General features: G+C 65.7%; 16 protein-coding genes. 11 read left to right on the top strand and 5 right to left on the bottom strand.

Going from position 1 to position 20540, the window contains the following annotated elements; genetic code table 11:
• The first annotated feature begins 12 nt into the window (after window positions 1–12).
• The 5 genes from Q0263_RS08290 to Q0263_RS08270 all read left to right on the top strand — a co-directional run bounded on the left by Q0263_RS08290 (window position 13) and on the right by Q0263_RS08270 (window position 4146).
• Window positions 13–726 carry a succinate dehydrogenase iron-sulfur subunit gene (locus Q0263_RS08290; RefSeq protein ID WP_298015220.1) on the top strand — a complete coding sequence of 238 codons (714 nt, stop codon included), beginning with the start codon at window positions 13–15 and terminating at the stop codon, window positions 724–726.
• 8 nt (window positions 727–734) lie between these two features.
• Window positions 735–998 carry a succinate dehydrogenase assembly factor 2 gene (locus tag Q0263_RS08285; RefSeq protein ID WP_298015219.1) on the top strand — a complete coding sequence of 88 codons (264 nt, stop codon included), beginning with the start codon at window positions 735–737 and terminating at the stop codon, window positions 996–998.
• Between the two features lie 16 nt (window positions 999–1014).
• The gene (gene gltA, locus Q0263_RS08280) at window positions 1015–2310 is read left to right on the top strand and encodes a citrate synthase (protein ID WP_298015218.1); all 1296 of its coding nucleotides are present in this window, start codon (window positions 1015–1017) and stop codon (window positions 2308–2310) included.
• A 253-nt stretch (window positions 2311–2563) separates the two neighbouring features.
• The gene (locus tag Q0263_RS08275; RefSeq protein ID WP_298015217.1) at window positions 2564–3457 is read left to right on the top strand and encodes an allantoinase PuuE; all 894 of its coding nucleotides are present in this window, start codon (window positions 2564–2566) and stop codon (window positions 3455–3457) included.
• The gene (locus Q0263_RS08270) at window positions 3454–4146 is read left to right on the top strand and encodes a GntR family transcriptional regulator (RefSeq protein ID WP_298015215.1); all 693 of its coding nucleotides are present in this window, start codon (window positions 3454–3456) and stop codon (window positions 4144–4146) included. Before Q0263_RS08275 ends, Q0263_RS08270 begins: the two co-directional genes overlap by 4 nt.
• A gap of 113 nt (window positions 4147–4259) precedes the next feature.
• On the opposite strand, the gene Q0263_RS08265 is transcribed toward Q0263_RS08270, so the two are convergent.
• Window positions 4260–6554, bottom strand: coding sequence for an NADP-dependent malic enzyme (locus tag Q0263_RS08265; RefSeq protein ID WP_298015214.1), 2295 nt, complete (start codon window positions 6552–6554; stop codon window positions 4260–4262).
• Window positions 6555–6861: 307 nt separating this feature from the next.
• Here Q0263_RS08265 and Q0263_RS08260 point away from each other — a divergent pair, with 307 nt between their 5' ends.
• From Q0263_RS08260 to Q0263_RS08240, 5 genes are all read left to right on the top strand, one after another.
• A complete protein-coding gene (locus Q0263_RS08260; RefSeq protein WP_298015213.1) occupies window positions 6862–9741 on the top strand; it encodes a 2-oxoglutarate dehydrogenase E1 component in 2880 nt (959 codons plus the stop codon).
• Window positions 9742–9780: 39 nt separating this feature from the next.
• Window positions 9781–10977 carry a 2-oxoglutarate dehydrogenase complex dihydrolipoyllysine-residue succinyltransferase gene (gene odhB / locus Q0263_RS08255; protein WP_298015211.1) on the top strand — a complete coding sequence of 399 codons (1197 nt, stop codon included), beginning with the start codon at window positions 9781–9783 and terminating at the stop codon, window positions 10975–10977.
• Between the two features lie 186 nt (window positions 10978–11163).
• Window positions 11164–12591, top strand: a complete 1428-nt coding sequence (lpdA, locus tag Q0263_RS08250) for a dihydrolipoyl dehydrogenase (RefSeq protein WP_298015209.1) — start codon at window positions 11164–11166, stop codon at window positions 12589–12591.
• 8 nt (window positions 12592–12599) lie between these two features.
• Window positions 12600–13691 (top strand): cell division protein ZapE, encoded by a 1092-nt coding sequence (gene zapE / locus Q0263_RS08245; protein ID WP_298015206.1) that lies wholly within the window; start codon window positions 12600–12602, stop codon window positions 13689–13691.
• Between the two features lie 37 nt (window positions 13692–13728).
• A complete protein-coding gene (locus Q0263_RS08240) occupies window positions 13729–15072 on the top strand; it encodes a tryptophan--tRNA ligase (RefSeq protein ID WP_298015204.1) in 1344 nt (447 codons plus the stop codon).
• A gap of 118 nt (window positions 15073–15190) precedes the next feature.
• Here the strand turns inward: Q0263_RS08240 and Q0263_RS08235 are convergent, their stop codons facing one another.
• Genes Q0263_RS08235 through Q0263_RS08225 form a run of 3 tightly spaced genes read right to left on the bottom strand, consistent with a single transcriptional unit; the run spans window position 15191 to window position 18003 of the window.
• Window positions 15191–16120, bottom strand: a complete 930-nt coding sequence (locus Q0263_RS08235; RefSeq protein WP_298015202.1) for a delta(1)-pyrroline-2-carboxylate reductase family protein — start codon at window positions 16118–16120, stop codon at window positions 15191–15193.
• A complete protein-coding gene (locus Q0263_RS08230) occupies window positions 16117–16770 on the bottom strand; it encodes an XRE family transcriptional regulator (RefSeq protein WP_298015200.1) in 654 nt (217 codons plus the stop codon). The genes Q0263_RS08235 and Q0263_RS08230 overlap by 4 nt, the downstream gene beginning before the upstream one ends.
• A gap of 51 nt (window positions 16771–16821) precedes the next feature.
• Window positions 16822–18003, bottom strand: a complete 1182-nt coding sequence (locus tag Q0263_RS08225) for an FAD-binding oxidoreductase (RefSeq protein ID WP_298015198.1) — start codon at window positions 18001–18003, stop codon at window positions 16822–16824.
• 164 nt (window positions 18004–18167) lie between these two features.
• Here Q0263_RS08225 and Q0263_RS08220 point away from each other — a divergent pair, with 164 nt between their 5' ends.
• Window positions 18168–19673, top strand: coding sequence for an aldehyde dehydrogenase family protein (locus Q0263_RS08220; protein ID WP_298015197.1), 1506 nt, complete (start codon window positions 18168–18170; stop codon window positions 19671–19673).
• Here the strand turns inward: Q0263_RS08220 and Q0263_RS08215 are convergent, their stop codons facing one another.
• Window positions 19674–20510, bottom strand: coding sequence for an ABC transporter permease (locus Q0263_RS08215; protein WP_298015195.1), 837 nt, complete (start codon window positions 20508–20510; stop codon window positions 19674–19676). It lies immediately after the preceding gene.
• Window positions 20511–20540: the final 30 nt, after the last annotated feature.

Genomic DNA, 20540 nt, shown 5'->3' with positions numbered 1-20540 from the left:
CTGGATATCGCCATGACTAAACGTATCGTGAAATTCGAGATCTACCGCTACGATCCGGACAAGGACGAGCGGCCCTACATGCAGAAACTGGAAGTCGAACTGCAGCCGTCCGACAAGATGCTGCTGGACGCCATCCTGCGCATCAAGAACGACGTCGACGACAGCCTGGCGCTGCGCCGTTCCTGCCGCGAAGGCGTGTGCGGGTCCGACGCCATGAACATCAACGGGCACAACGGCCTGGCCTGCACGACCAATATGCTGGACCTGAAAGAGCCCATCGTCCTCAAGCCGCTGCCGGGCCTGCCCGTGGTGCGCGACCTGATCGTGGACATGACGTTCTTCTACGATCAGTACCATTCGATCAAGCCGTACCTGATCAACGACGAACCGCCGCCCGAAAAAGAACGCCTGCAGTCTCCCGAAGAGCGCGAGGAACTCAACGGCCTGTACGAATGCATCCTGTGTGGCTGCTGCTCGACGGCCTGTCCCTCTTTCTGGTGGAATCCGGACAAATTCGTCGGCCCGGCCGGCCTGCTGCAGGCCTATCGCTTCATCGCCGATTCGCGCGACCGCGCCACCGGCGAACGCCTGGACAACCTGGAAGATCCGTACCGGCTCTTCCGCTGCCACACGATCATGAATTGCACCGAAGTCTGTCCGAAGGGTCTGAATCCTTCGGCCGCCATCGGCAAGATCAAGGAAATGCTCGTCCGGCGCACGGTGTAGGAATCCGCATGCCTGGCGATCTGTCCGATCTGGATCGCGCGCGCCTGCGCTGGCGGGCGCGCCGCGGTCTGCTCGAAAACGATCTCATCATCACGCGCTTCCTGGATGCCCGCGAAGCACAGCTGACCGAGACCGACGTTCGGGCGCTGACACAGCTTTTTGAAATGGGCGACAACGAATTGCTCGACGTCCTGCTGGGGCGAACGGATCTGGATGGGGTGTACGACACCCCCGACATCCGGCGGCTCGTCGAGCAAATGAAAGCGCTGTAACTTAAAGGAAAATCACATGCAGCTATCCGATAAAAAAGCCACGCTATCGTTCTCCGATGGCAGCCCGTCGGTCGAATTTCCCGTGTACCAGGGGACTGTGGGCCCGGACGTCATCGACATCCGCAAGCTCTACGGCCAGACCGGGATGTTCACCTACGATCCGGGCTTCATGGCAACCGCTTCCTGCGAATCGGCCATCACCTACATTGATGGCGACAAGGGCCAGCTGCTGTATCGCGGCTACCCGATCGACCAGCTGGCGCAGAAATGTGATTTTCTGACGATCTGCTACCTGATCATGAACGGCGAACTGCCCAACGATCAGCAGAAACAGGAATTCGACAGCCTGGTCACGCACCACACCCTGGTGCACGAACAGATGCACACCTTCCTGCAGGGTTTCCGCCGCGACGCGCACCCGATGGCGGTGCTGACCGGCCTGGTGGGGGCGCTGTCGGCCTTCTACCACGACTCGACCGACATCACGAATCCGCGCCACCGGGAAGTGTCCGCCATCCGCCTGATCGCCAAGATGCCGACCCTGGTCGCCATGGCGTACAAGCATTCCCTGGGCCAGCCCTTCATCTATCCGAAGAACGACCTGTCCTACACCGGCAACTTCCTGCGCATGATGTTCGCCACCCCCTGCGACGACTACCAGGTCAATGACGTGGTGGAACGCGCGCTGGACCGCATCTTCATCCTGCACGCCGACCATGAACAGAACGCCTCCACGTCCACGGTGCGCCTGTGCGGTTCCTCGGGCACCAACCCGTTCGCCGCCATCGCGGCCGGCGTGGCCTGCCTGTGGGGCCCGGCGCACGGCGGCGCCAACGAGGCCTGCCTGAACATGCTGGAGAACATCCAGGCCAACGGCGGCATCTCCAAGGTCGGCGAGTTCATGGAAAAGGTCAAGGACAAGAATTCGGGCGTGCGCCTGATGGGCTTCGGCCACCGCGTCTACAAGAACTACGACCCGCGCGCCAAGATGATGCAGGAAACCTGCCGCGAAGTGCTGGATGCGCTGGGCCTGCACAACGATCCGCTGTTCAAGCTGGCCATGGAAGTCGAACGCATCGCCCTGGAAGACCAGTACTTCGTGGAGCGCAAGCTGTACCCGAACGTCGACTTCTACTCGGGCATCGTGCAGCGCGCCATCGGCATCCCCACGTCCCTGTTCACGGCCATCTTCGCGCTGGCCCGCACGGTGGGCTGGATCGCCCAGTGGAACGAAATGCTGTCCGACCCCGCCTACAAGATCGGCCGTCCGCGCCAGCTGTACACGGGCGCCGCGGCGCGCGACGTGAAGTAATCCTTCCGTTTCGCCACATTATGAAAGACGGGCCGCAAGGCCCGTTTTTCATGGCCGCCGGTCTGTCCGGCGCCTATATGCCCAGGCGCGGCGGCGCCGCCTCTTGCCGGCCCGGCCATGGCTCGCGGTCCTGGTTTCCCCGTGCTTGACCTCCGGAAGCGCTTGTTCGTATAAAGCAAGTGTGCACAGTTGAATATTGATTGTGCATACATCCTTTTTAATGTCATGCGTCGAGAACAGGTGCGAAAGAGCCATGGAGCATCAGCGGGATTATGTGGGGTATGGCCGTCGGCGGCCGTCGTTTTCCTGGCCCGGGGGAAAGCGGCTGGCGGTCAGCGTCGTCGTAAACTACGAAGAGGGCGGCGAAAGCTGCGTGATGGATGGCGATGCGTTTTCGGAAACGCTGAATAGCGATGTGGTCGGGGCTTCGCCCCGGGCGGGCCGCCGCAATCTGGTGGTCGAGTCCCACTATGAATATGGCAGCCGGGTCGGCCACTGGCGCATTCTGGATCTGCTTGCCGAGTGCGGCATCCCGGCGACGTACTTCGCGGTGTCCAGCGCCCTGGAGAAGAATCCGGAAGCGGCTCGCTCCATCGTCCAGGCCGGGCATGAGGTGGTGTCGCACGGCGCCCGCTGGATCGACTATGACATGGTGGATCAGGAGACGGAGGACGCTCATATCGAGCGATCCCTCGGCGTGATCGAACAGTTGTGCGGAGTGCGCCCGGTCGGCTGGTATACCGGCCGCGTCAGCGCCAATACGCGCGCGCTGGTGCAGAAGCACGGGCTGCTCTATGACTCCGATGCCTACAACGACGATTTGCCGTATTGGGTTCCGGTCAATGGCCGGCCGCATCTGGTGCTGCCCTACAGCTTCGATTGCAACGACATGCGCTTCGCTTCCGCGCCCGGCTTCAATACGCCCGACGATTTCGTCGGCCACTTGCAGCGCACCCTGGATTGCCTGCGCCGCGAGAGCCGGCAGACCCCGAAAATGATGTCCATCGGGCTCCATCTGCGTCTGGCGGGGCGCCCCGGCCGCGCGGATGCGTTGCGCGACTTCCTGTTGCGGGCCGTCGAGCTGGATGACGTATGGTTTTGCCGCCGCAGGGAGATCGCCGATTTCTGGCGGGAGCGGTTCTCTTGATCGCCGAAGACGAGATCTATCGCGTCATCAAGGACATTGTCCTGTCGGCGCGCTTGCCGCCGGGAACCCGGCTCCCTGAGACCCGCATCGCCCCCTTGTTCGGGGTCACGCGGGAGCGTCTGCGCAAGATTCTGCACAGGCTGGGACATGAACACACGCTCGACATCGTCCCCAATATCGGCGTCCTGGTGCCCGCGCCGTCGCTGGAGCGGGCCCGGGAGCTGTTCGAAGCGCGGCGCGTGCTCGAATCCGGCATCGGCATGCAGCTATGCGAGAAGATCACGGATGCCGGTCTGCGGCGCCTGCGCGAACATCTGGATCGCGAGGCCCGGACCGCGCGGGAGGGCAGGCGTCCCGATTTCATCATGGTTTCCTCGCAGTTCCATCTGCTGCTGGCGGACCTGCTGGGCAATGAGCTGGTGAGTATCCAGCTCGATGCCTTGCTGGCCCGGTCGGCGCTGTTCTCGGCCTTTCACGATCCCGGCAATGCCTCGGCGTGTTCGTGTCACGAACACCTGCAGATCGTGGATGCGCTTGAAAGGCGCGATGCCGCGGCGGTGTATTACGCGACGGTCGCGCACTTGTCGCTGATCGAAACCCGGCTGCAGCCGGAACAGCGCGACCCCCGGAAGGCCGACGTCGAGGCGGTCTTTCGGGACTACCTGGCGGCGGGTCGGCGGCCGGCCTGACGGGGTTCTCCCGCGCCGCCCGCGGGGGCGGCGTCCTTCCCCGGAAGCATGAAACAAGGGCCCGGCATGTGCGTGCCGGGCCCTTGTCTGGAGCTTTCGCGAAACAGGTCGGATCAGACCGCCTGGCCCGCTTCCTGCTGGGCGTCCACCACGGCCAGGGCCGTCATGTTCACGATGCGCCGCACCGTCGAGCTGGTCGTCAGGATGTGCACCGGGCGGGCCGCGCCCAGTAGCACCGGGCCCATCGCCACCCCATGGCTGCCGGTCATCTTCAGCATGTTGTAGGTGATGTTGCCCGCGTCCAGGTTGGGCATGATCAGCAGGTTGGCCGGCCCCTTCAGCGTCGTGTCGGGGTAGGACTTGACGCGGATGGTCTCGGACAGGGCCGAGTCCGCGTGCATTTCGCCGTCGACCTCGAGTTCGGGGGCGCGCTGCGCGATCAGGCGCCGGGCCTCGGCCATCTTGCGGGAGGACGCCGTGGGGCGGCTGCCGAAGTTGGAATGCGAGAGCAGGGCGACCTTGGGCACGATGCCGAAGCGGCGGACTTCCTCGGCGGCCAGGATCGTCATGTCGGCGACCTGTTCGGCGGTGGGGTCCTCGTTGACGTGCGTGTCGCAGATGAACAGGGTCTGGGTGGGCAGCATCAGCACGTTCATGGCCGCGTAGGTGCGGGCCGTGGGCTTCAGGCCGATGATCTCTTCGACGTACTTCAGCTGATTGTCGAAGCGGCTGGCCACCCCGCAGATCATCGCGTCGGCGTCGCCGCGCTGCAGCAGCATCACCCCGATCAGGGAGTTGTGCTTGCGCACCATGGCCTTGGCGATGTCGGGCGTGACGCCGTCGCGGCCGCGCTGCTTGTAGTAGGCGTTCCAGGTTTCGTTGAAGCGGGAATCGTCTTCCGGATTGACGATCTCCACGTTCTGGCCGGGCGTCAGGCGCAGGCCGAACTTCTGGATGCGCATGTCGATCACGGCCGGACGGCCGATCAGGATCGGTTTTGCGAAGCCTTCGTCCAGCACCGTCTGGGCGGCGCGCAGCACGCGTTCGTCCTCGCCGTCGGCGTAGATCACGCGCTTGGGCGCGGATTTTGCCTGATGGAACAGGGGGCGCATCAACTGGCCGGAGTGGTAGACGATGCTCATCAGGGACTGGCGGTAGGCGTCCATGTCCTCGATGGGGCGGCGGGCCACGCCGGAATCGGCGGCCGCCTGGGCGATGGCCGGCGCGATCTTGACGATCAGGCGCGGGTCGAAGGGCTTGGGAATGATGTAGTCCGGGCCGAAGGACAGGTCCTGGTCGGCGTAGGCGCCGGCGACTTCGGCGCTGCTCTCGGCCTGGGCCAGTTCGGCGATGGCCTTGACGCAGGCGAGCTTCATCTCTTCATTGATGACCGTGGCGCCGCAGTCCATGGCGCCGCGGAAGATGAAGGGGAAGCACAGGACGTTGTTGACCTGGTTCGGATAGTCGGAACGGCCGGTGGCGATGATGCAGTCGGGCCGGGCGGCCTTGGCGTCTTCCGGGCGGATTTCCGGGTCGGGGTTGGCCAGGGCCAGGATCAGCGGACGGTCGGCCATGGAACGCACCATGTCCTGGGTCAGCACGCCCGGGGCCGAGCAGCCCAGGAACACGTCGGCGCCCTTGCAGACGTCGGCCAGGGTGCGGGCATCGGTCTGCTGGGCGTAGCGGGCCTTGTTGGCTTCCATCTTTTCGTCGCGGCCCTGCCAGATCACGCCGCGCGAATCGACCACGTAGATGTTCTTCTGCGAGACGCCCATCTTGACGATCAGGTCCAGGCAGGCGATGGCGGCGGCGCCGGCGCCGGAGCAGACCAGCTTGACCTTGGCGATGTCCTTGCCCACGACCTTCAGGCCGTTCAGGACGGCGGCCGAGGAAATGATGGCCGTGCCGTGCTGGTCGTCATGGAAGACGGGGATCTTCATGCGCTCGCGCAGCTTCTTTTCGATGTAGAAGCATTCGGGCGCCTTGATGTCTTCCAGGTTGATCCCGCCCAGCGTCGGTTCCAGCGCGGCGATGATGTCGACCAGCTTGTCGGGGTCGTGTTCGTTCAGCTCGATGTCGAAGACGTCGATGCCGGCGAATTTCTTGAACAGGCAGCCCTTGCCTTCCATGACCGGCTTGGCCGCCAGCGGGCCGATGTTGCCCAGGCCCAGCACGGCCGTGCCGTTGGTCACGACGCCGACCAGGTTGGCGCGCGAGGTGTATTTGGCCGCGGCGGACTCGCCCTCGGCGTGGATGGTCATGCTGGCGGTCGCCACGCCCGGCGAATAGGCCAGGGACAGGTCGTCCTGGTTGGCCAGGGGCTTGGTGGGGACGACGGAAATCTTTCCGGGAGTCGGGAAGGCGTGGTAGTCCAGCGCCATTTTGGCGCGATCATCTTTCAAATTCATGATGACGAGTGCTCCTGCTGATTTATTTGTCTGATGTCTTCGCGACCGATCCCGTGGAGGCCCGATCCGCGCAAGTGTTTGTAAATACCAACGCCAATTTCGTGAAAAGCGGCATTGACCGGGCGTTTTGGGCTGGTCAGTTTATACCCGCGTGGCAACACGGGTATACTTTAGCCTTAATACGGCTTATGCAAGGCGTCGTACATCAGCCTTCTGCCCCAGCTATCCGCCAATCGGTCTGGCCGTGTCGCGGAAGGTTTTCCAATCTGCATCGTTCGGGTGAAGCACCCGTCAGGTGAAGCGCACAATGTCCACGGAACAAGAACTCCAGTCTAATTCCTATCTTTTCGGCGCCAATGCGCCTTACGTAGAAGAACTCTACGAAGATTATCTCGATAATCCGGGTTCCATTCCAGATCAGTGGCGCAGCTACTTCGATCAGCTCCAGCACCAACCGGCCGCCGACGGCCGCGAGGCCACCCGCGATCAGGCACACGCCCCCATCGTCGCTTCCTTCGCCCTGCGGGCCCGCGAAAACGCCTTCCAGGTGCGGCCCGCCCAGGCTTCCGATCAGGCGCTGGCCATCGCCAGCAAACAAGTCTACGTCCAGTCCATCATCGCGGCGTATCGCTCGCTGGGTTCGCGCATCGCCCAGCTCGATCCGCTGAAACGGCGCGATCGTCCGGCCATCCCGGAACTGGATCCCGCCTTCTACGGGCTGTCCGAAGCCGATCTGGACCAGATCTATTCGGCGACGAATACCTATTTCACCAAAGCCGACACGATGACCATGCGGGACATCCTGAAGGCTCTGCAGGATACCTATTGCCGCAATATCGGCGTGGAATTCATGCATATCTCCGATCCGGCCGTGAAGCGCTGGATCCAGGAGCGTCTGGAATCCACGCTGGGCGTGCCGGAATTCACCATCGAGCAGAAGCGCAATATCCTGCAGCAGGTGACCGAAGCCGAAGGCCTGGAACGTTTCCTGCATACCAAATACGTCGGCCAGAAGCGCTTTTCCCTGGAAGGCGGTGAAAGCTTCATCGCCTCCATGGACGAAGTCGTCAATCACGCCGGTGAAAACGGCGTGCAGGAAATCGTCGTCGGCATGGCCCACCGCGGCCGCCTGAACCTGCTGGTCAACATCATGGGCAAGATGCCCGGCGACCTGTTTGCCGAATTCGAAGGCAAGCACACGCAGGCGCTCAGCGACGGCGACGTCAAATACCACAACGGCTTTTCCAGCGACCTGTCCACGCGCGGCGGCCCGCTGCACCTGTCCCTGGCGTTCAATCCCTCGCACCTGGAAATCGTCAACCCGGTGGTGGAAGGCAGCGTGCGCGCCCGCCAGGATCGTCGCGCCGATCCCGAAGGCGACCAGGTCCTGCCCGTGCTGGTGCACGGCGACGCGGCCTTCGCCGGCCAGGGCGTGGTCATGGAAACCCTGAACCTGGCGCAGACCCGCGGTTACGGCACCGGCGGCACGCTGCACATCGTCATCAACAACCAGATCGGCTTCACGACCTCCGACCCGCGCGACACGCGTTCGACGCTGTATTGCACGGACGTGGTCAAGATGATCGAAGCCCCGGTCTTCCACGTCAACGGCGACGACCCCGAAGCCGTGGTCTTCGTGACGAAGCTGGCGCTGGATTACCGCCAGCAGTTCCGCCACGACGTGGTGGTCGACATCGTCTGCTTCCGCAAGCTGGGCCACAACGAACAGGACACGCCGTCCCTGACCCAGCCGCTGATGTACAAGAGCATCGGCAAGCACCCCGGCACCCGCAAGCTGTACGCGGACCGCCTGGTGGCCCAGGGCGCCATGGCCGAAGGCGAACCCGACCAGATGGTCAAGGACTACCGCCAGCTGATGGAAGACGGCCAGCGCACGGTCGAACCCGTCCTGACCGACTACAAGAACAAGTACGCCACCGACTGGTCCTCCTTCCTGGGGGCCAAGTGGACCGACCACGCGGACACCGGCGTGCCGCTGGCCGAACTGACCCGCATCGGCGAAAAGCTCACCCAGGTGCCGGAAGGCTTCACGGTCCACCCCCTGGTCAGCAAGCTGCTGAACGACCGTCTGGCCATGGCCCGCGGCGAGCACCCGATCGACTGGGGCATGGGCGAACACCTGGCCTTCGCCACGCTGGTGGCCAACGGCTATGCCATCCGCATCACCGGGCAGGACTCGGGCCGGGGCACGTTCACCCACCGCCACGCCGTGCTGCACGACCAGAAGCGCGAACGCTGGGATGCCGGGTCCTACATCCCGCTGCAGAACGTCTCCGAAGGCCAGGCGCCGTTCACCGTCATCGACTCGGTGCTGTCGGAAGCCGCCGTGCTGGGCTTCGAATACGGCTACGCCACGGCGGAACCCAATATCCTCACCATCTGGGAAGCCCAGTTCGGCGACTTCGCCAACGGCGCCCAGGTCGTCATCGACCAGTTCATCGCGTCCGGCGAAGCCAAATGGGGCCGCCAGTGCGGCCTGGTGCTGATGCTGCCGCACGGCTACGAAGGCCAGGGTCCGGAACACTCGTCCGCGCGGATCGAGCGTTTCCTGCAATTGTGCGCCGACAACAACATGCAGGTCGTGCAGCCCACCAATGGCGCTCAGATCTTCCACGTGCTGCGCCGCCAGATGATCCGGCAGTTCCGCAAGCCGCTGGTGATCTTCACGCCCAAGTCGCTGCTGCGCAACAAGGCGGCGACCTCGCCGCTGGACGACCTGGCCACGGGCACCTTCCAGCCCGTCATCGGCGAAGTCAACGCCGACATCGCTCCCGCCGACGTCAAGCGCGTGCTGGTGTGCTCCGGCAAGGTCTACTACGACCTGGTCCATGCCCGCGACGAACAGGGCCGCAAGGACGTCGCCATCCTGCGCATCGAGCAGCTCTATCCCTTCGCGCACAAGTCCTTCCAGAACGAACTGCAGAAGTACGAGAACGCCAAGGAACTGGTCTGGGTGCAGGACGAACCCCAGAACCAGGGGCCGTGGTTCTACGTGCAGCATCACCTGTACGAGAACATGAACGATGGCCAGAAGCTGGGCTATGCCGGCCGTCCCGCTTCGGCTTCGCCGGCGGTGGGCTATATGGCCAAGCACCAGGAACAGCAGCGCGCCCTGATCGAACAGGCTTTCGCGCCGAAACTGAAAAGCTTCTCGCTGATCAAGTAAACCGACCTATTCAAAGACAGACATACCGGAAAAATCATTATGGCCATTACCGAAGTTCTCGTTCCCCAGCTTTCCGAATCCATCTCCGAAGCCACTTTGCTGAACTGGAAAAAGCAGCCAGGCGAAGCCGTCGAGGCCGATGAGATCCTGATCGAAGTCGAAACGGACAAGGTCGTGCTGGAAGTGCCGGCTCCCGCCGCGGGCGTGTTGTCCGAGATCGTCAAGGGCGACGGCAGCACCGTGACCTCGGGCGAGGTCCTGGCGCGTATCGACACCGACGCCAAGGCCGCCGCGCCGGCCGCCCCGAAGGCCGAAGCCGCGCCCGCCGCCGCCGCCCCGGCCGCCGCCGCGCCGGCCGCCAAATCCTCGGTCGCCTCGCCGGCGGCCGGCAAGATCCTGTCGGAAAAGGGCATCGATCCCGCCTCGGTCGAAGGCACGGGCCGCTCCGGCCGCGTCACCAAGGCCGACGCCCTGAACGCCTCTGCGACTCCGGCGCCGGCCACCCCGGCCGCTCCGGTCCCGGTCGGCCTGGACGGCCGTCCGGAACAGCGCGTGCCCATGAGCCGCCTGCGCGCCCGCGTGGCCGAGCGCCTGATCCAGTCGCAGTCCGAAAACGCCATCCTGACGACCTTCAACGAGGTCAACATGCAGGCCATCATGGACCTGCGCAAGAAGTACAAGGACGTCTTCGAAAAGGAACACGGCGTCAAGCTGGGCTTCACGTCCTTCTTCGTCAAGGCGGCCGTCGCGGCGCTCAAGCGCTACCCGGTGGTCAACGCCTCGGTGGACGGCAAGGACATCATCTACCACGGCTATTTCGACATCGGCGTGGCCGTGGGCAGCCCCCGCGGCCTGGTGGTGCCCATCCTGCGCAATGCCGACCAGCTGTCGCTGGCCGACATCGAAAAGCAGATCGCCGATTTCGGCCGCCGCGCCCAGGACGGCAAGCTCACCCTGGATGAACTGACCGGCGGGACCTTCTCGATCTCCAACGGCGGCGTGTTCGGTTCGATGCTGTCCACCCCGATCATCAATCCGCCGCAATCGGCCATCCTGGGCATCCACGCCACCAAGGACCGTCCGGTGGTGGAAAACGGCCAGATCGTGATCCGGCCGATGAACTACCTGGCCCTGTCCTACGACCACCGCATCATCGACGGCCGCGAAGCCGTGCTGGCCCTGGTGGCCATGAAGGAAGCCCTGGAAGACCCGCAGCGCCTGCTGCTGAGCGTCTGATCGGGCGCGGGCGCCGCGTTTCGCCGCTCCGGCGAAGCGGCGCCCGGCATCCAGTCCATCGTGCCCGATGCGCGGCGCCCGGGGGTTCCCCCGTTCAATACCTATCCGGCAGGGCGTCCGCCGGGCATCCCCCGGGGCGCGTGCCGCCTGCCGCATGCGTCCGGAAACTCCCTCTAAGAGACAAGCATGGCAAAACAATTTGATGTGATCGTGATCGGCGCCGGCCCCGGCGGCTATATCGCCGCCATCCGCGCCGCCCAGCTGGGCCTGGCCGTCGCCTGCGTGGACGCCTGGACCAACGCCGCCGGCAAGCCCGCCCCCGGCGGCACCTGCACCAACGTGGGCTGCATTCCGTCCAAGGCCCTGCTGCAGTCGTCCGAACACTACGATCAGGTGAACCATCACTTCGCCGAGCACGGCATCACGGCCAAGGGCGTCAGCCTGGACCTGGCCAAGCTGGTCGGCCGCAAGGACACGGTGGTCAAGCAGAACAACGAAGGCATCCTGTACCTGTTCAAGAAGAACAAGGTCTCCTTCTTCCACGGCACGGGCTCGCTGGCGGCCAAGACCGATTTCGGCTGGTCGGTGAAAGTCGCCGGCAAGACGGAAGAAGACCTGGAAGGCCGTCACGTGATCGTGGCCACCGGCTCCAACGCCCGCGAACTGCCTGGCCTGCCGTTCGACGAAGAGCACATCCTGTCCAATGACGGCGCCTTGCGCATCCCCGCCGTGCCCAAGAAGCTGGGCATCATCGGCGCGGGCGTGATCGGCCTGGAAATGGGCAGCGTCTGGCGCCGCCTGGGTTCCGAGGTCACCATCCTGGAAGCCATGCCGGACTTCCTGGGCGCCGTGGACCGCGACGTCGCCAAGGAAGCGCAGAAGGCGCTGACCAAGCAGGGCCTGGACATCCAGACGGGCGTGCGCATCGGCGAAGTCAAGACTTCCGCCAAGGGCGTGAGCATCCAGTACGCCGACGCCGCCGGCGCCGACCAGAAACTGACGGTGGACCGCCTGATCGTGTCGATCGGCCGCGTGCCCAACACCCAGGGCCTGGGCGCCGACGTCGTCGGCCTGAAGCTCGACGAGCGCGGCTTCGTGGTCGTGGACGGCGATTGCCGCAGCAACCTGGCCAACGTCTGGGCGGTGGGCGACGTGGTGCGCGGCCCGATGCTGGCGCACAAGGCCGAGGAAGAAGGCGTGGCCGTGGCCGAGCGCATCGCCGGCCAGCATGGGCACGTGAATTTCGACACCATCCCCTGGGTGATCTACACCTCGCCGGAAGTCGCCTGGGTCGGCAAGACCGAACAGGCCCTGAAGGCCGATGGCCGCGACTACAAGGCGGGCTCCTTCCCCTTCATGGCCAACGGCCGCGCGCGCGCCCTGGGCGACACGACCGGCTTCGTCAAGATCCTGGCCGACGCCAAGACCGATGAGGTCCTGGGCGTGCACATCGTCGGGCCGATGGCCTCCGAGCTGATCGCCGAAGCCGTCACCATCATGGAATTCCGCGGCGCCGCCGAGGACATCGCCCGGATCTGCCACGCGCACCCGACGCTGTCCGAAGCCGTCAAGGAAGCCGCCCTGGCGGTGGACAAGCGCACGCTGAATCTGTAAGCCATCCGATGGACGTCAGCGCGTACTACGCGCAGGCGCTGAGTGAGCGGGGCTTCGTCGCCGACGAAGCCCAGCACGCAGCCGTCGTGCGCCTGCAGCATTACTATGACGACTGGATCGAATTCAAGCGGCAGCGGTCCAGCCGTCTGAAAAAGCTGTTCCTGCACCCTGCCGTGCCCCGAGGCGTATACCTGTGGGGCGGGGTGGGGCGCGGCAAGAGCTTCCTGATGGACGCCTTCTACCTGACGGTGCCCGTCAAGCGCAAGGTCCGCCTGCATTTCCATGAATTCATGCGGGGGGTGCACCGGGAAATCCGCGCCGTCAGCGGCGAGGCCGATCCGCTGGATCACGTCGCCCGCAACATCGCCAAGCGCTATCGCCTGATCTGCTTCGACGAATTCCACGTCTCCGACGTGGCGGATGCGATGATCCTGTATCGCCTGCTGCTGCGCCTGTTCGAATACGGCACGTCCTTCGTGATGACGTCGAACTACGAACCCTCCACCCTGTATCCCGACGGCCTGCACCGCGACCGCATCCTGCCGGCCATCGCCCTGATCCAGGCGAAGATGGACGTGCTGAACGTGGATGCGGGGGTGGATTACCGCCGCCGCACGCTGGCGCAGCTGCGCACCTACATCACGCCCATCGTCGCCGCCACGCACGACGAACTGCGTTCCGCCTTCGACCGCCTGGCCGATACGGCGGAACAGAAGCCGGTCCTGCTGATCGAGAACCGCGAGATCCAGGCCGTGGCCCTGGCCGGAACCGTCGTCTGGTTCGATTTCATGGCCTTGTGCGGGACGCCGCGCTCGCAGAACGACTACCTGGACCTGGCCGACCGCTTCCAGACCATCATCGTGTCGGACGTGCCGCGCATGGCGCCGCGTCAGGCTTCCGAGGCCCGGCGCTTCACCTGGCTGGTGGACGTGCTGTACGACCACAAGGTCAAGCTGATCCTGTCGGCCCAGTGTCCGGCCGATGAACTCTATACTCAGGGTCCGATGTCCAACGAATTTTCCCGCACGGTGTCCCGTCTGATGGAGATGCAGTCGCGGGAATACCTGGCGGAAACCCGCCGGGCGGCCGTGGTGCTGTAAGGCCGGGCGTCCCCTTATCCGAATATCAGGCAGATCGATGACTTCTTCCGCGAAATCCCCGGCGAAGACCCGGGTCCTGACGGGCATCACGACGTCCGGCACGCCCCATCTGGGCAATTACGCCGGCGCCATCCGCCCGGCCATCCAGTCCAGCACGGAACCGGGGGTGGATGCGTTCTTCTTCCTGGCGGATTTCCACGCCCTGATCAAATGCGCCGATCCGGCCCGCGTGGCCCAGTCCCGCATGGAGATCGCCGCCACCTGGATCGCCGGGGGCCTGGATACGGATCGCGTGACCTTCTACCGCCAGTCGGACGTGCCGGAAATTCCGGAACTGTGCTGGATGCTGACTTGCGTGACCGCCAAGGGCCTGATGAACCGCGCGCATGCCTACAAGGCATCGGTCGACGCCAATGCGCTCAAGGGTGTCGATCCGGACGACGGCGTCACCATGGGGCTGTTTTCCTATCCGGTGCTGATGGCGGCCGACATCCTGATGTTCAACGCCCATCGCGTGCCGGTGGGGCGCGACCAGATCCAGCACCTGGAGATGGCGCGCGACATCGCCCAGCGCTTCAATCACCTGTACGGCCGGGGCAGCGACCTGTTCGTCCTGCCCGAGGTCCAGATCGACGAGGACGTCGCCACGCTGCCCGGCCTGGATGGGCGCAAGATGTCCAAGAGCTACAACAACACGATTCCGCTGTTCGAGGGCGGCGCCAAGGCCCTGAAGACCGCCGTGGCGCAGATCGTCACGGATTCGCGCCTGCCAGGCGAGCCCAAGGACGCGGAAGGCTCGCACCTGTTCACCCTGTACCGGGCCTTCGCCACGGCGCGGCAGGCGGCGGATTTCCGCGCCGCGCTGGAAGGCGGCCTGGGCTGGGGCGACGCCAAGCAGGCGCTGTGCGAACGGATCGAGGCCCAGATCGGCCCCATGCGGGCGCAGTACGCCGACCTGATGGCGCACCCCGAGCGCGTCGAAGACATTCTGCGCGCGGGCGCCGAAAAGGCGCGGCGCATCGCGATGCCCTTCATGGATCAGCTGCGCGAGGCCGTGGGCCTGCGCCAGCCGGCCGCCGCGGCCAGGTCCAAGTCCGCGGCCGGCAAGGCCGCCAAGGCCCGCCTGGTGTCCTTCCGCGACGAGGACGGGCGCTTTCGCCAGCGCCTGTTCGCAGCCGACGGGACGGAACTGCTGCTGACGGAACCCTTCGCCGATCCGAAGCTGCTCAATCAATTGGGCCGCAGCGTGGCGCAGACAGACTTGTCCGCGCTTCGAGCCGATGCCGACGGGCTGGTCAGCCTGGAGGCGGACGGACAATGCTGGGCCCGCTGCCCGGCCGATCTGGTGGCGCGGGTGCAGCAGGCCCTGGCGGCTCTGTGATCGCTTGCCGCTCGCAGGGCGCCAGCTTCGGCGCCCTGGAGCGTGGCCGGTCTTCGCGCGTGAGCGGGTGCGCAATGCCTCGGCGCTGCGGGCTTGCCGCCGCTGCCGCCGGTATCGTTCATCGAGCGGACTCCTGAGAAAGTGCAGCCTGCCGGGCCAGGGCGCAGCGGGCGGCGGCCAGGTCCCAGGCGGCGCATCCCACGGTTTTGAGCAGGCAGGGCCCCGCCGGCACCGGGCCGTCGAGCAGATCCGTCAGGTCGCGCACCGCCGCCCAATCCACCCCGGCCTGGAGGTAGTCGCCTGCCTCGTGGCGGGCGCCTTCGATTTCGTCGACGTACAGTGTGCTGGCGCGGATGGTGGCCGGATCGATTTCCGCCAGCTCGGCCCGGTAGGCGCCGACGGCGACGATCACGCGTCCCGCCAGGGCCGGCAGCCGATAGACGGGGCGGGCGCTGGTGGTGGCGGTGATGACGAGGTCCACGGTATCCGCCACGTCGGCGGCGGCGCGGATCTGAGCCTGGTTCAATTGGGACGCCAGCCGGTTTGCCTGGGCCGGGGTGCGGCCGATGATGTCGATCCGGCAGTCCGGGTGGAGTTCGCGCAGCGCCAGCATGTGTCCCTGCGCCTGGGTGCCGGTGCCGAAGATCGCCGCATGGCGCGGGCCGGCAGGCAGCAGGCGCGACAGCCCCAGCATGGAGACCGCGACGGTCCGGCGCGTGGTGACCGTGGGGCCGTCCAGCAGCAGGCGCGGCTCTCCGGTCCGGCCGTCGTAGATCGAGACCATGCCGTGGATGGTGGGCAGGTCGCGGTCCCGGTTGCCGGCCACCACGTTGACCAGCTTGTGCACGCCGATGTCGGCGGCCGTGGCCGGCATGGACAGCAGCACGCCGCCTTGCGGGAAAGGCAGCGCCTGACGGGGCGGGGCCTGGATGCCGCCCCGTTTCAGGTCGCGCGCCGCTTGGGCGACGGCTTGCATCAGGGCGGGCCAGGGCAGCAGGGTCCGGGTCGCGGATGCGCCATGGACGCAGAGGGCGGGGCGTGGGTTCATGAAGTCTCGCTTTCGGGGAAATCGTGGCGGTGTTCGGCGGCGTGCCGGCCGACGTCGGGGGTCGTGCTGACCCATAGCACTTCGGCGTCGGCATCGCTTGCGCTGACGACCCGATGCCGCATCCGGCTGTCGATGTAGAAGCCTTCGCCCTGGTCCAGGGTGACGGGCTGGTAGAACTCGGTGTGCAGCTCGATCCGCCCCGACAGGACGTAGACGAACTCTTCGCCTTCGTGGCGGCTCCAGCCTTCTTCCGCCTGGAGATGGCGCTTCTTGATGCGGCTGATGAAAGGCATCATCTTTTTGTGGGCCAGTTGCGAACACAGCAGGCGGTGGCGATAGAGCGGCGTGTCGTGGATCTCGCCGCAGTCCCGGCGTTCGATGCTGCAGCGTCCGGCGCCCATGTGGGCTTGGGCCGTGACGAAGAGTTCCGCCACGTCCACCTGCAGTCCGTGGGCCAGGCGCAGCAGTACGTCGTAGGTGGGCGAGAGTTGCCCGTTCTCGATCTTGGACAGGGTCGGGGTGGAAATCCCGCTGGCTTGGGAGACGCGCCCCTGCGTCAGGCCGCGTCGCTGGCGCAAGAACTTCAGCCGGCTGGCCAGCGCCGATTTCTGTGCATGGGTCTTTGCTTCGGTGAGGTCTGTGTCTGTCATGATGGCTTGCGAGGTTGTGCGGTATGGGGCCGGGCCTGCGCTACGGATGATTCATACGACGTTCTGTTCGATGATGGGCTGGCGGTTCAGGATGCGCGCCCAGCCCAGTCGGCTCAGGTCCAGTGTCTGGAATGTTCCCGTGGTGATCAGTTCGGACAGGGCCCGGCCGATGGCGGGCGCCTGCTGCATGCCGTGGCCGCTCAGGCCGTTGGCGAAATAGAGATTGTCGATGGCGGGGTGCGGGCCCAGGATGAGGTTCTGGTCGAACAGGTTCATGTCATAGTGTCCCGCCCAGCTGCGGCTGCAGCGCAGCGCCTCGAACGCCGGCGCTCTGGCGGCCAGGATGGGCCACAGCACCTCGTCGAACAGGGCGTGCTGCACGTCGTAATCGCTCGCGTCCGGGTCCTGATCCGCCGGGGGCGAGATGCCCGTGATGTAGCCTTGGCCTTCGGGGCGGAAATACGCGCCGCCGGGGTCGATCACCATGGGGCAGCCGGGCAGCGGGTGGGGGCATTGCACATAGAAGACGCTGCGCTTGCGGGCATGCACGGGCAGGTCGATGCCCGCGGTCCGGGCCAGCGCCGTGGCGCCGGTGCCCGCGGCGTTGACGACGGCGCCGCAGGCGATGCGCCCGCCGTCGGCCAGCCGCACCCCGCGGATGCGGCCGGCGGAATGATCCAGGCTCGCGACGCGATGGTTCAGGTAGACGGCCCCCTGGGCGATCGCCTTGCGCCGCATGCCCTGCATCATGCCATAGGCATCCAGCCAGCCTTCGCCGCTCAGGCCCAGGGCGCCGCCGGCCAGATCGTCCGTATTCAGCCAGGGATAGCGGGCTTTCAATTGCGCCGGGTCCAGCAAGGCGATGTCGGCGCCCAGGCTGGTCTGCAGTGCGTGGTTCCGCCGCAAGGTCTCCAGGCCGGCCGCGGTGGCCAGGAACAGATAGCCGCCTTCGTGGAAATCGAGGTCCGGGCAGTCGCCGTCCACCGCCATGTCCTGGCTGAAATGGCGCAGGAACTGCGTGCCGAAGAGCGACATGCCGATGTTTTCCGGTGTGGAGAACTGATGCCGGATCGACGCGGCGGACAGGGCGGTGGCGCTGTACCGGTAGCTGTTGTCGGCCTCGATGACGGCCACCGAGCCGGTGAAACCGGCGGCGGCCGTCAGGAAATAGGCGGTGGCGCTGCCGATGGCGGCGCCGCCCGCTATGACCACGTCGAAGTGCGGTTGCGTCATCCGGGAGGCTCCTGGGGATGCGGCGTAGACGATGAGTGGATCTTATTGTGAGGCTAATATTTTCCGGATTATCTAGGTATTTTCCTGTAGGGAAATAATTTGCGCATATTTTCTTGCGTGCTATCCTGAATTTCGCGTGTGGTCTTCGCCTGTGGAGCGCCCTCATGAAACATCAGGAATTGCTGCGATCCCTTGGTTTGTCCGAAGCCAGCTTGGCGGATGGCGATCTGACGGTCCGTTCGCCCATCGACGGCAGCCGCTTGGCCCAGGTGCATTGCCACCGCCCGCAGGATGTCGGCCCCATGGCCGAGCGGGCGCATCGAGCCTTCTTGCGCTGGCGCTCGGTGCCCGCGCCGCGTCGCGGCGAACTGGTGCGCCTGCTGGGCGAAGAACTGCGCACCCGGAAACAGGCCCTGGGCCGGCTGGTCTCGCTGGAAGTGGGCAAGATCCCGGCCGAGGGCGAGGGTGAAGTCCAGGAAATGATCGACATCTGCGATTTCGCCGTGGGCCTGTCGCGCCAGTTGTACGGCCGCACCATCGCCTCCGAGCGCCCCGGTCATCACATGCTGGAAAACTGGCACCCCCTGGGGGTGGTCGGCGTGATTTCCGCCTTCAATTTTCCGGTGGCGGTCTGGTCCTGGAATGCGGCCATTGCGCTGGTATGCGGCGATCCGCTCATCTGGAAGCCGTCCGAAAAATCACCGCTGACGGCGCTGGCCTGTCAGGCGATCTTCCAGCGGGTCTGCGAACGCTTCGGCGACGATGCGCCGGCCGATCTGCTGCAGGTGCTGATCGGCCGCCACGACGTGGGCGAGGCCATGGTCGATCATCCGCGCGTGGCCCTGGTGTCGGCCACGGGGTCCACGCGCATGGGTCGCGCGGTCGGCCCGCGCGTGGCCGGCCGGTTCGGCCGCTGCCTGCTGGAACTGGGCGGCAACAACGCCGTCATCGTGACGCCCTCGGCGGATCTGGGCATGGCGGCGCGGGCCATCCTGTTTGGCGCCATCGGCACGGCAGGCCAGCGCTGCACCACCACGCGCCGCCTGATCGCGCATGAATCCGTGGCGGACGAACTGCTGGCGCGGCTGAAGAAAGCCTATGCCAGCGCCACGGTCGGCAATCCGCTGGAGGCCGGCACGCTGGTGGGGCCGCTGATCGACCGGGCGGCATTCGAGCGCATGCAGCAGGCGCTGGACGAGGCGCGCCGGGCGGGCGGCATCGTTTTCGGCGGCGAACGCGCGCTGGCCGACCGCTATCCCGACGCCTGGTATGCGCGCCCGGCCATCGTCGAGATGCCCGCGCAGCAGGAACTGGTGTGCAGCGAAACCTTCGCGCCGATCCTGTATGTGATGCGCTATGCGGACTTCGCGGATGCCATGGCGATGCACAACGCCGTTGCGCAGGGCCTGTCCTCGGCCATCTTCACCACCGATGTGCGCGAGTCCCAGTTCTTCATCGGCGTGACGGGATCCGATTGCGGCATCGCCAACGTCAATATCGGGACGTCGGGCGCCGAGATCGGCGGCGCCTTCGGCGGCGAAAAAGAAACCGGCGGCGGGCGCGAGTCCGGCTCGGACGCCTGGAAGGCCTACATGCGGCGCGCCACCAGCACCATCAATTATTCGCGCGAACTGCCCCTGGCCCAGGGGATTCGGTTCGGCGACGATTGATCAGACGGCCGCCGTGGTCTTGGCCGCCGCCCGGCCGCGCAGCCATTCCAGCGCCAGCAGCAGGGCCGTGGAAAACAGGATCAGGATGGTCGCCACGGCGGCGATGATGGGGCTGATGTTCTCGCGGATGCCGGTGAACATCTGGCGCGGCAGCGTCACCTGTTCGGGGCCGGCCAGAAAGAGCGTGATCACGATTTCGTCGAAGGCCGTCGCGAAGGCGAACAGGGCGCCGGCGATCACGCCGGGGGCGATGATGGGCAGGGTGACGCGAAAGAAAGTGCGCGCGGGCCCGGCCCCCAGGCTGTAGCTGGCGCGCAGCAAGTTGGGATCGAAGCCCTGCAGCGTGGCCGAGACCGTGGTGACGACGAAAGGCGCGCCGATCGCGGCCAGCGCCAGGATCAGGCCGCTGTAGCTGTTGACCAGCCCGTAGGGGGCGAAGAACAGATAGATGCCCAGGCCGGTCACGACCAGCGGCACGATCATCGGCGAAATCAGGATCGACATCAGCAGCCCCTTGCCGCGGAACTGCGCCCGGTGCAGGCCGGCCGCCGCCAGCGTCCCCAGCACGGTCGCCAGCACGGTGGCGGCGGGCGCCACGATGAAGCTGTTGGCGGTGGCGCGGGCCCATTCGTCGGACTGGAAGAGCGCGATGTACCAGCGCAGCGAGAGCGCGTCGATCGGGTAGAGCAGCATGGAGCCCTGGTTGAACGACAGGGGGATGATGACCAGGATCGGCAGCAGCAGGAACAGCAGGATCAGCGCGCACAGCAGGCGCAGCGCATAGTGCCAGATGCGTTCGACCAGGGATAGATAGGGCGGGAATGCTGGGTTGAACATGTTCGTCCTTCAGGCCTTCAAAGAGGGAAC

The sequence above is a fragment of the uncultured Castellaniella sp. genome (assembly GCF_937988725.1).
Classification (GTDB): domain Bacteria; phylum Pseudomonadota; class Gammaproteobacteria; order Burkholderiales; family Burkholderiaceae_B; genus Castellaniella.
This window is presented reverse-complemented; position numbering and strand designations above follow the sequence as displayed.

Bases quoted from the DNA above. Each gene is read 5' to 3' on its own strand.
- odhB (WP_298015211.1), top strand. From the start codon at position 9,781: ATGGCCATTACCGAAGTTCTCGTTCCCCAGCTTTCCGAATCCATCTCC.
- lpdA (WP_298015209.1), top strand. From the start codon at position 11,164: ATGGCAAAACAATTTGATGTGATCGTGATCGGCGCCGGCCCCGGCGGC.
- Q0263_RS08215 (WP_298015195.1), bottom strand. From the start codon at position 20,510: ATGTTCAACCCAGCATTCCCGCCCTATCTATCCCTGGTCGAACGCATC.
- Q0263_RS08290 (WP_298015220.1), top strand. From the start codon at position 13: ATGACTAAACGTATCGTGAAATTCGAGATCTACCGCTACGATCCGGAC.
- Q0263_RS08240 (WP_298015204.1), top strand. From the start codon at position 13,729: ATGACTTCTTCCGCGAAATCCCCGGCGAAGACCCGGGTCCTGACGGGC.
- Q0263_RS08285 (WP_298015219.1), top strand. From the start codon at position 735: ATGCCTGGCGATCTGTCCGATCTGGATCGCGCGCGCCTGCGCTGGCGG.
- Q0263_RS08235 (WP_298015202.1), bottom strand. From the start codon at position 16,120: ATGAACCCACGCCCCGCCCTCTGCGTCCATGGCGCATCCGCGACCCGG.
- Q0263_RS08220 (WP_298015197.1), top strand. From the start codon at position 18,168: ATGAAACATCAGGAATTGCTGCGATCCCTTGGTTTGTCCGAAGCCAGC.
- Q0263_RS08230 (WP_298015200.1), bottom strand. From the start codon at position 16,770: ATGACAGACACAGACCTCACCGAAGCAAAGACCCATGCACAGAAATCG.
- gltA (WP_298015218.1), top strand. From the start codon at position 1,015: ATGCAGCTATCCGATAAAAAAGCCACGCTATCGTTCTCCGATGGCAGC.
- Q0263_RS08265 (WP_298015214.1), bottom strand. From the start codon at position 6,554: ATGAATTTGAAAGATGATCGCGCCAAAATGGCGCTGGACTACCACGCC.
- Q0263_RS08260 (WP_298015213.1), top strand. From the start codon at position 6,862: ATGTCCACGGAACAAGAACTCCAGTCTAATTCCTATCTTTTCGGCGCC.
- zapE (WP_298015206.1), top strand. From the start codon at position 12,600: ATGGACGTCAGCGCGTACTACGCGCAGGCGCTGAGTGAGCGGGGCTTC.
- Q0263_RS08225 (WP_298015198.1), bottom strand. From the start codon at position 18,003: ATGACGCAACCGCACTTCGACGTGGTCATAGCGGGCGGCGCCGCCATC.
- Q0263_RS08275 (WP_298015217.1), top strand. From the start codon at position 2,564: ATGGAGCATCAGCGGGATTATGTGGGGTATGGCCGTCGGCGGCCGTCG.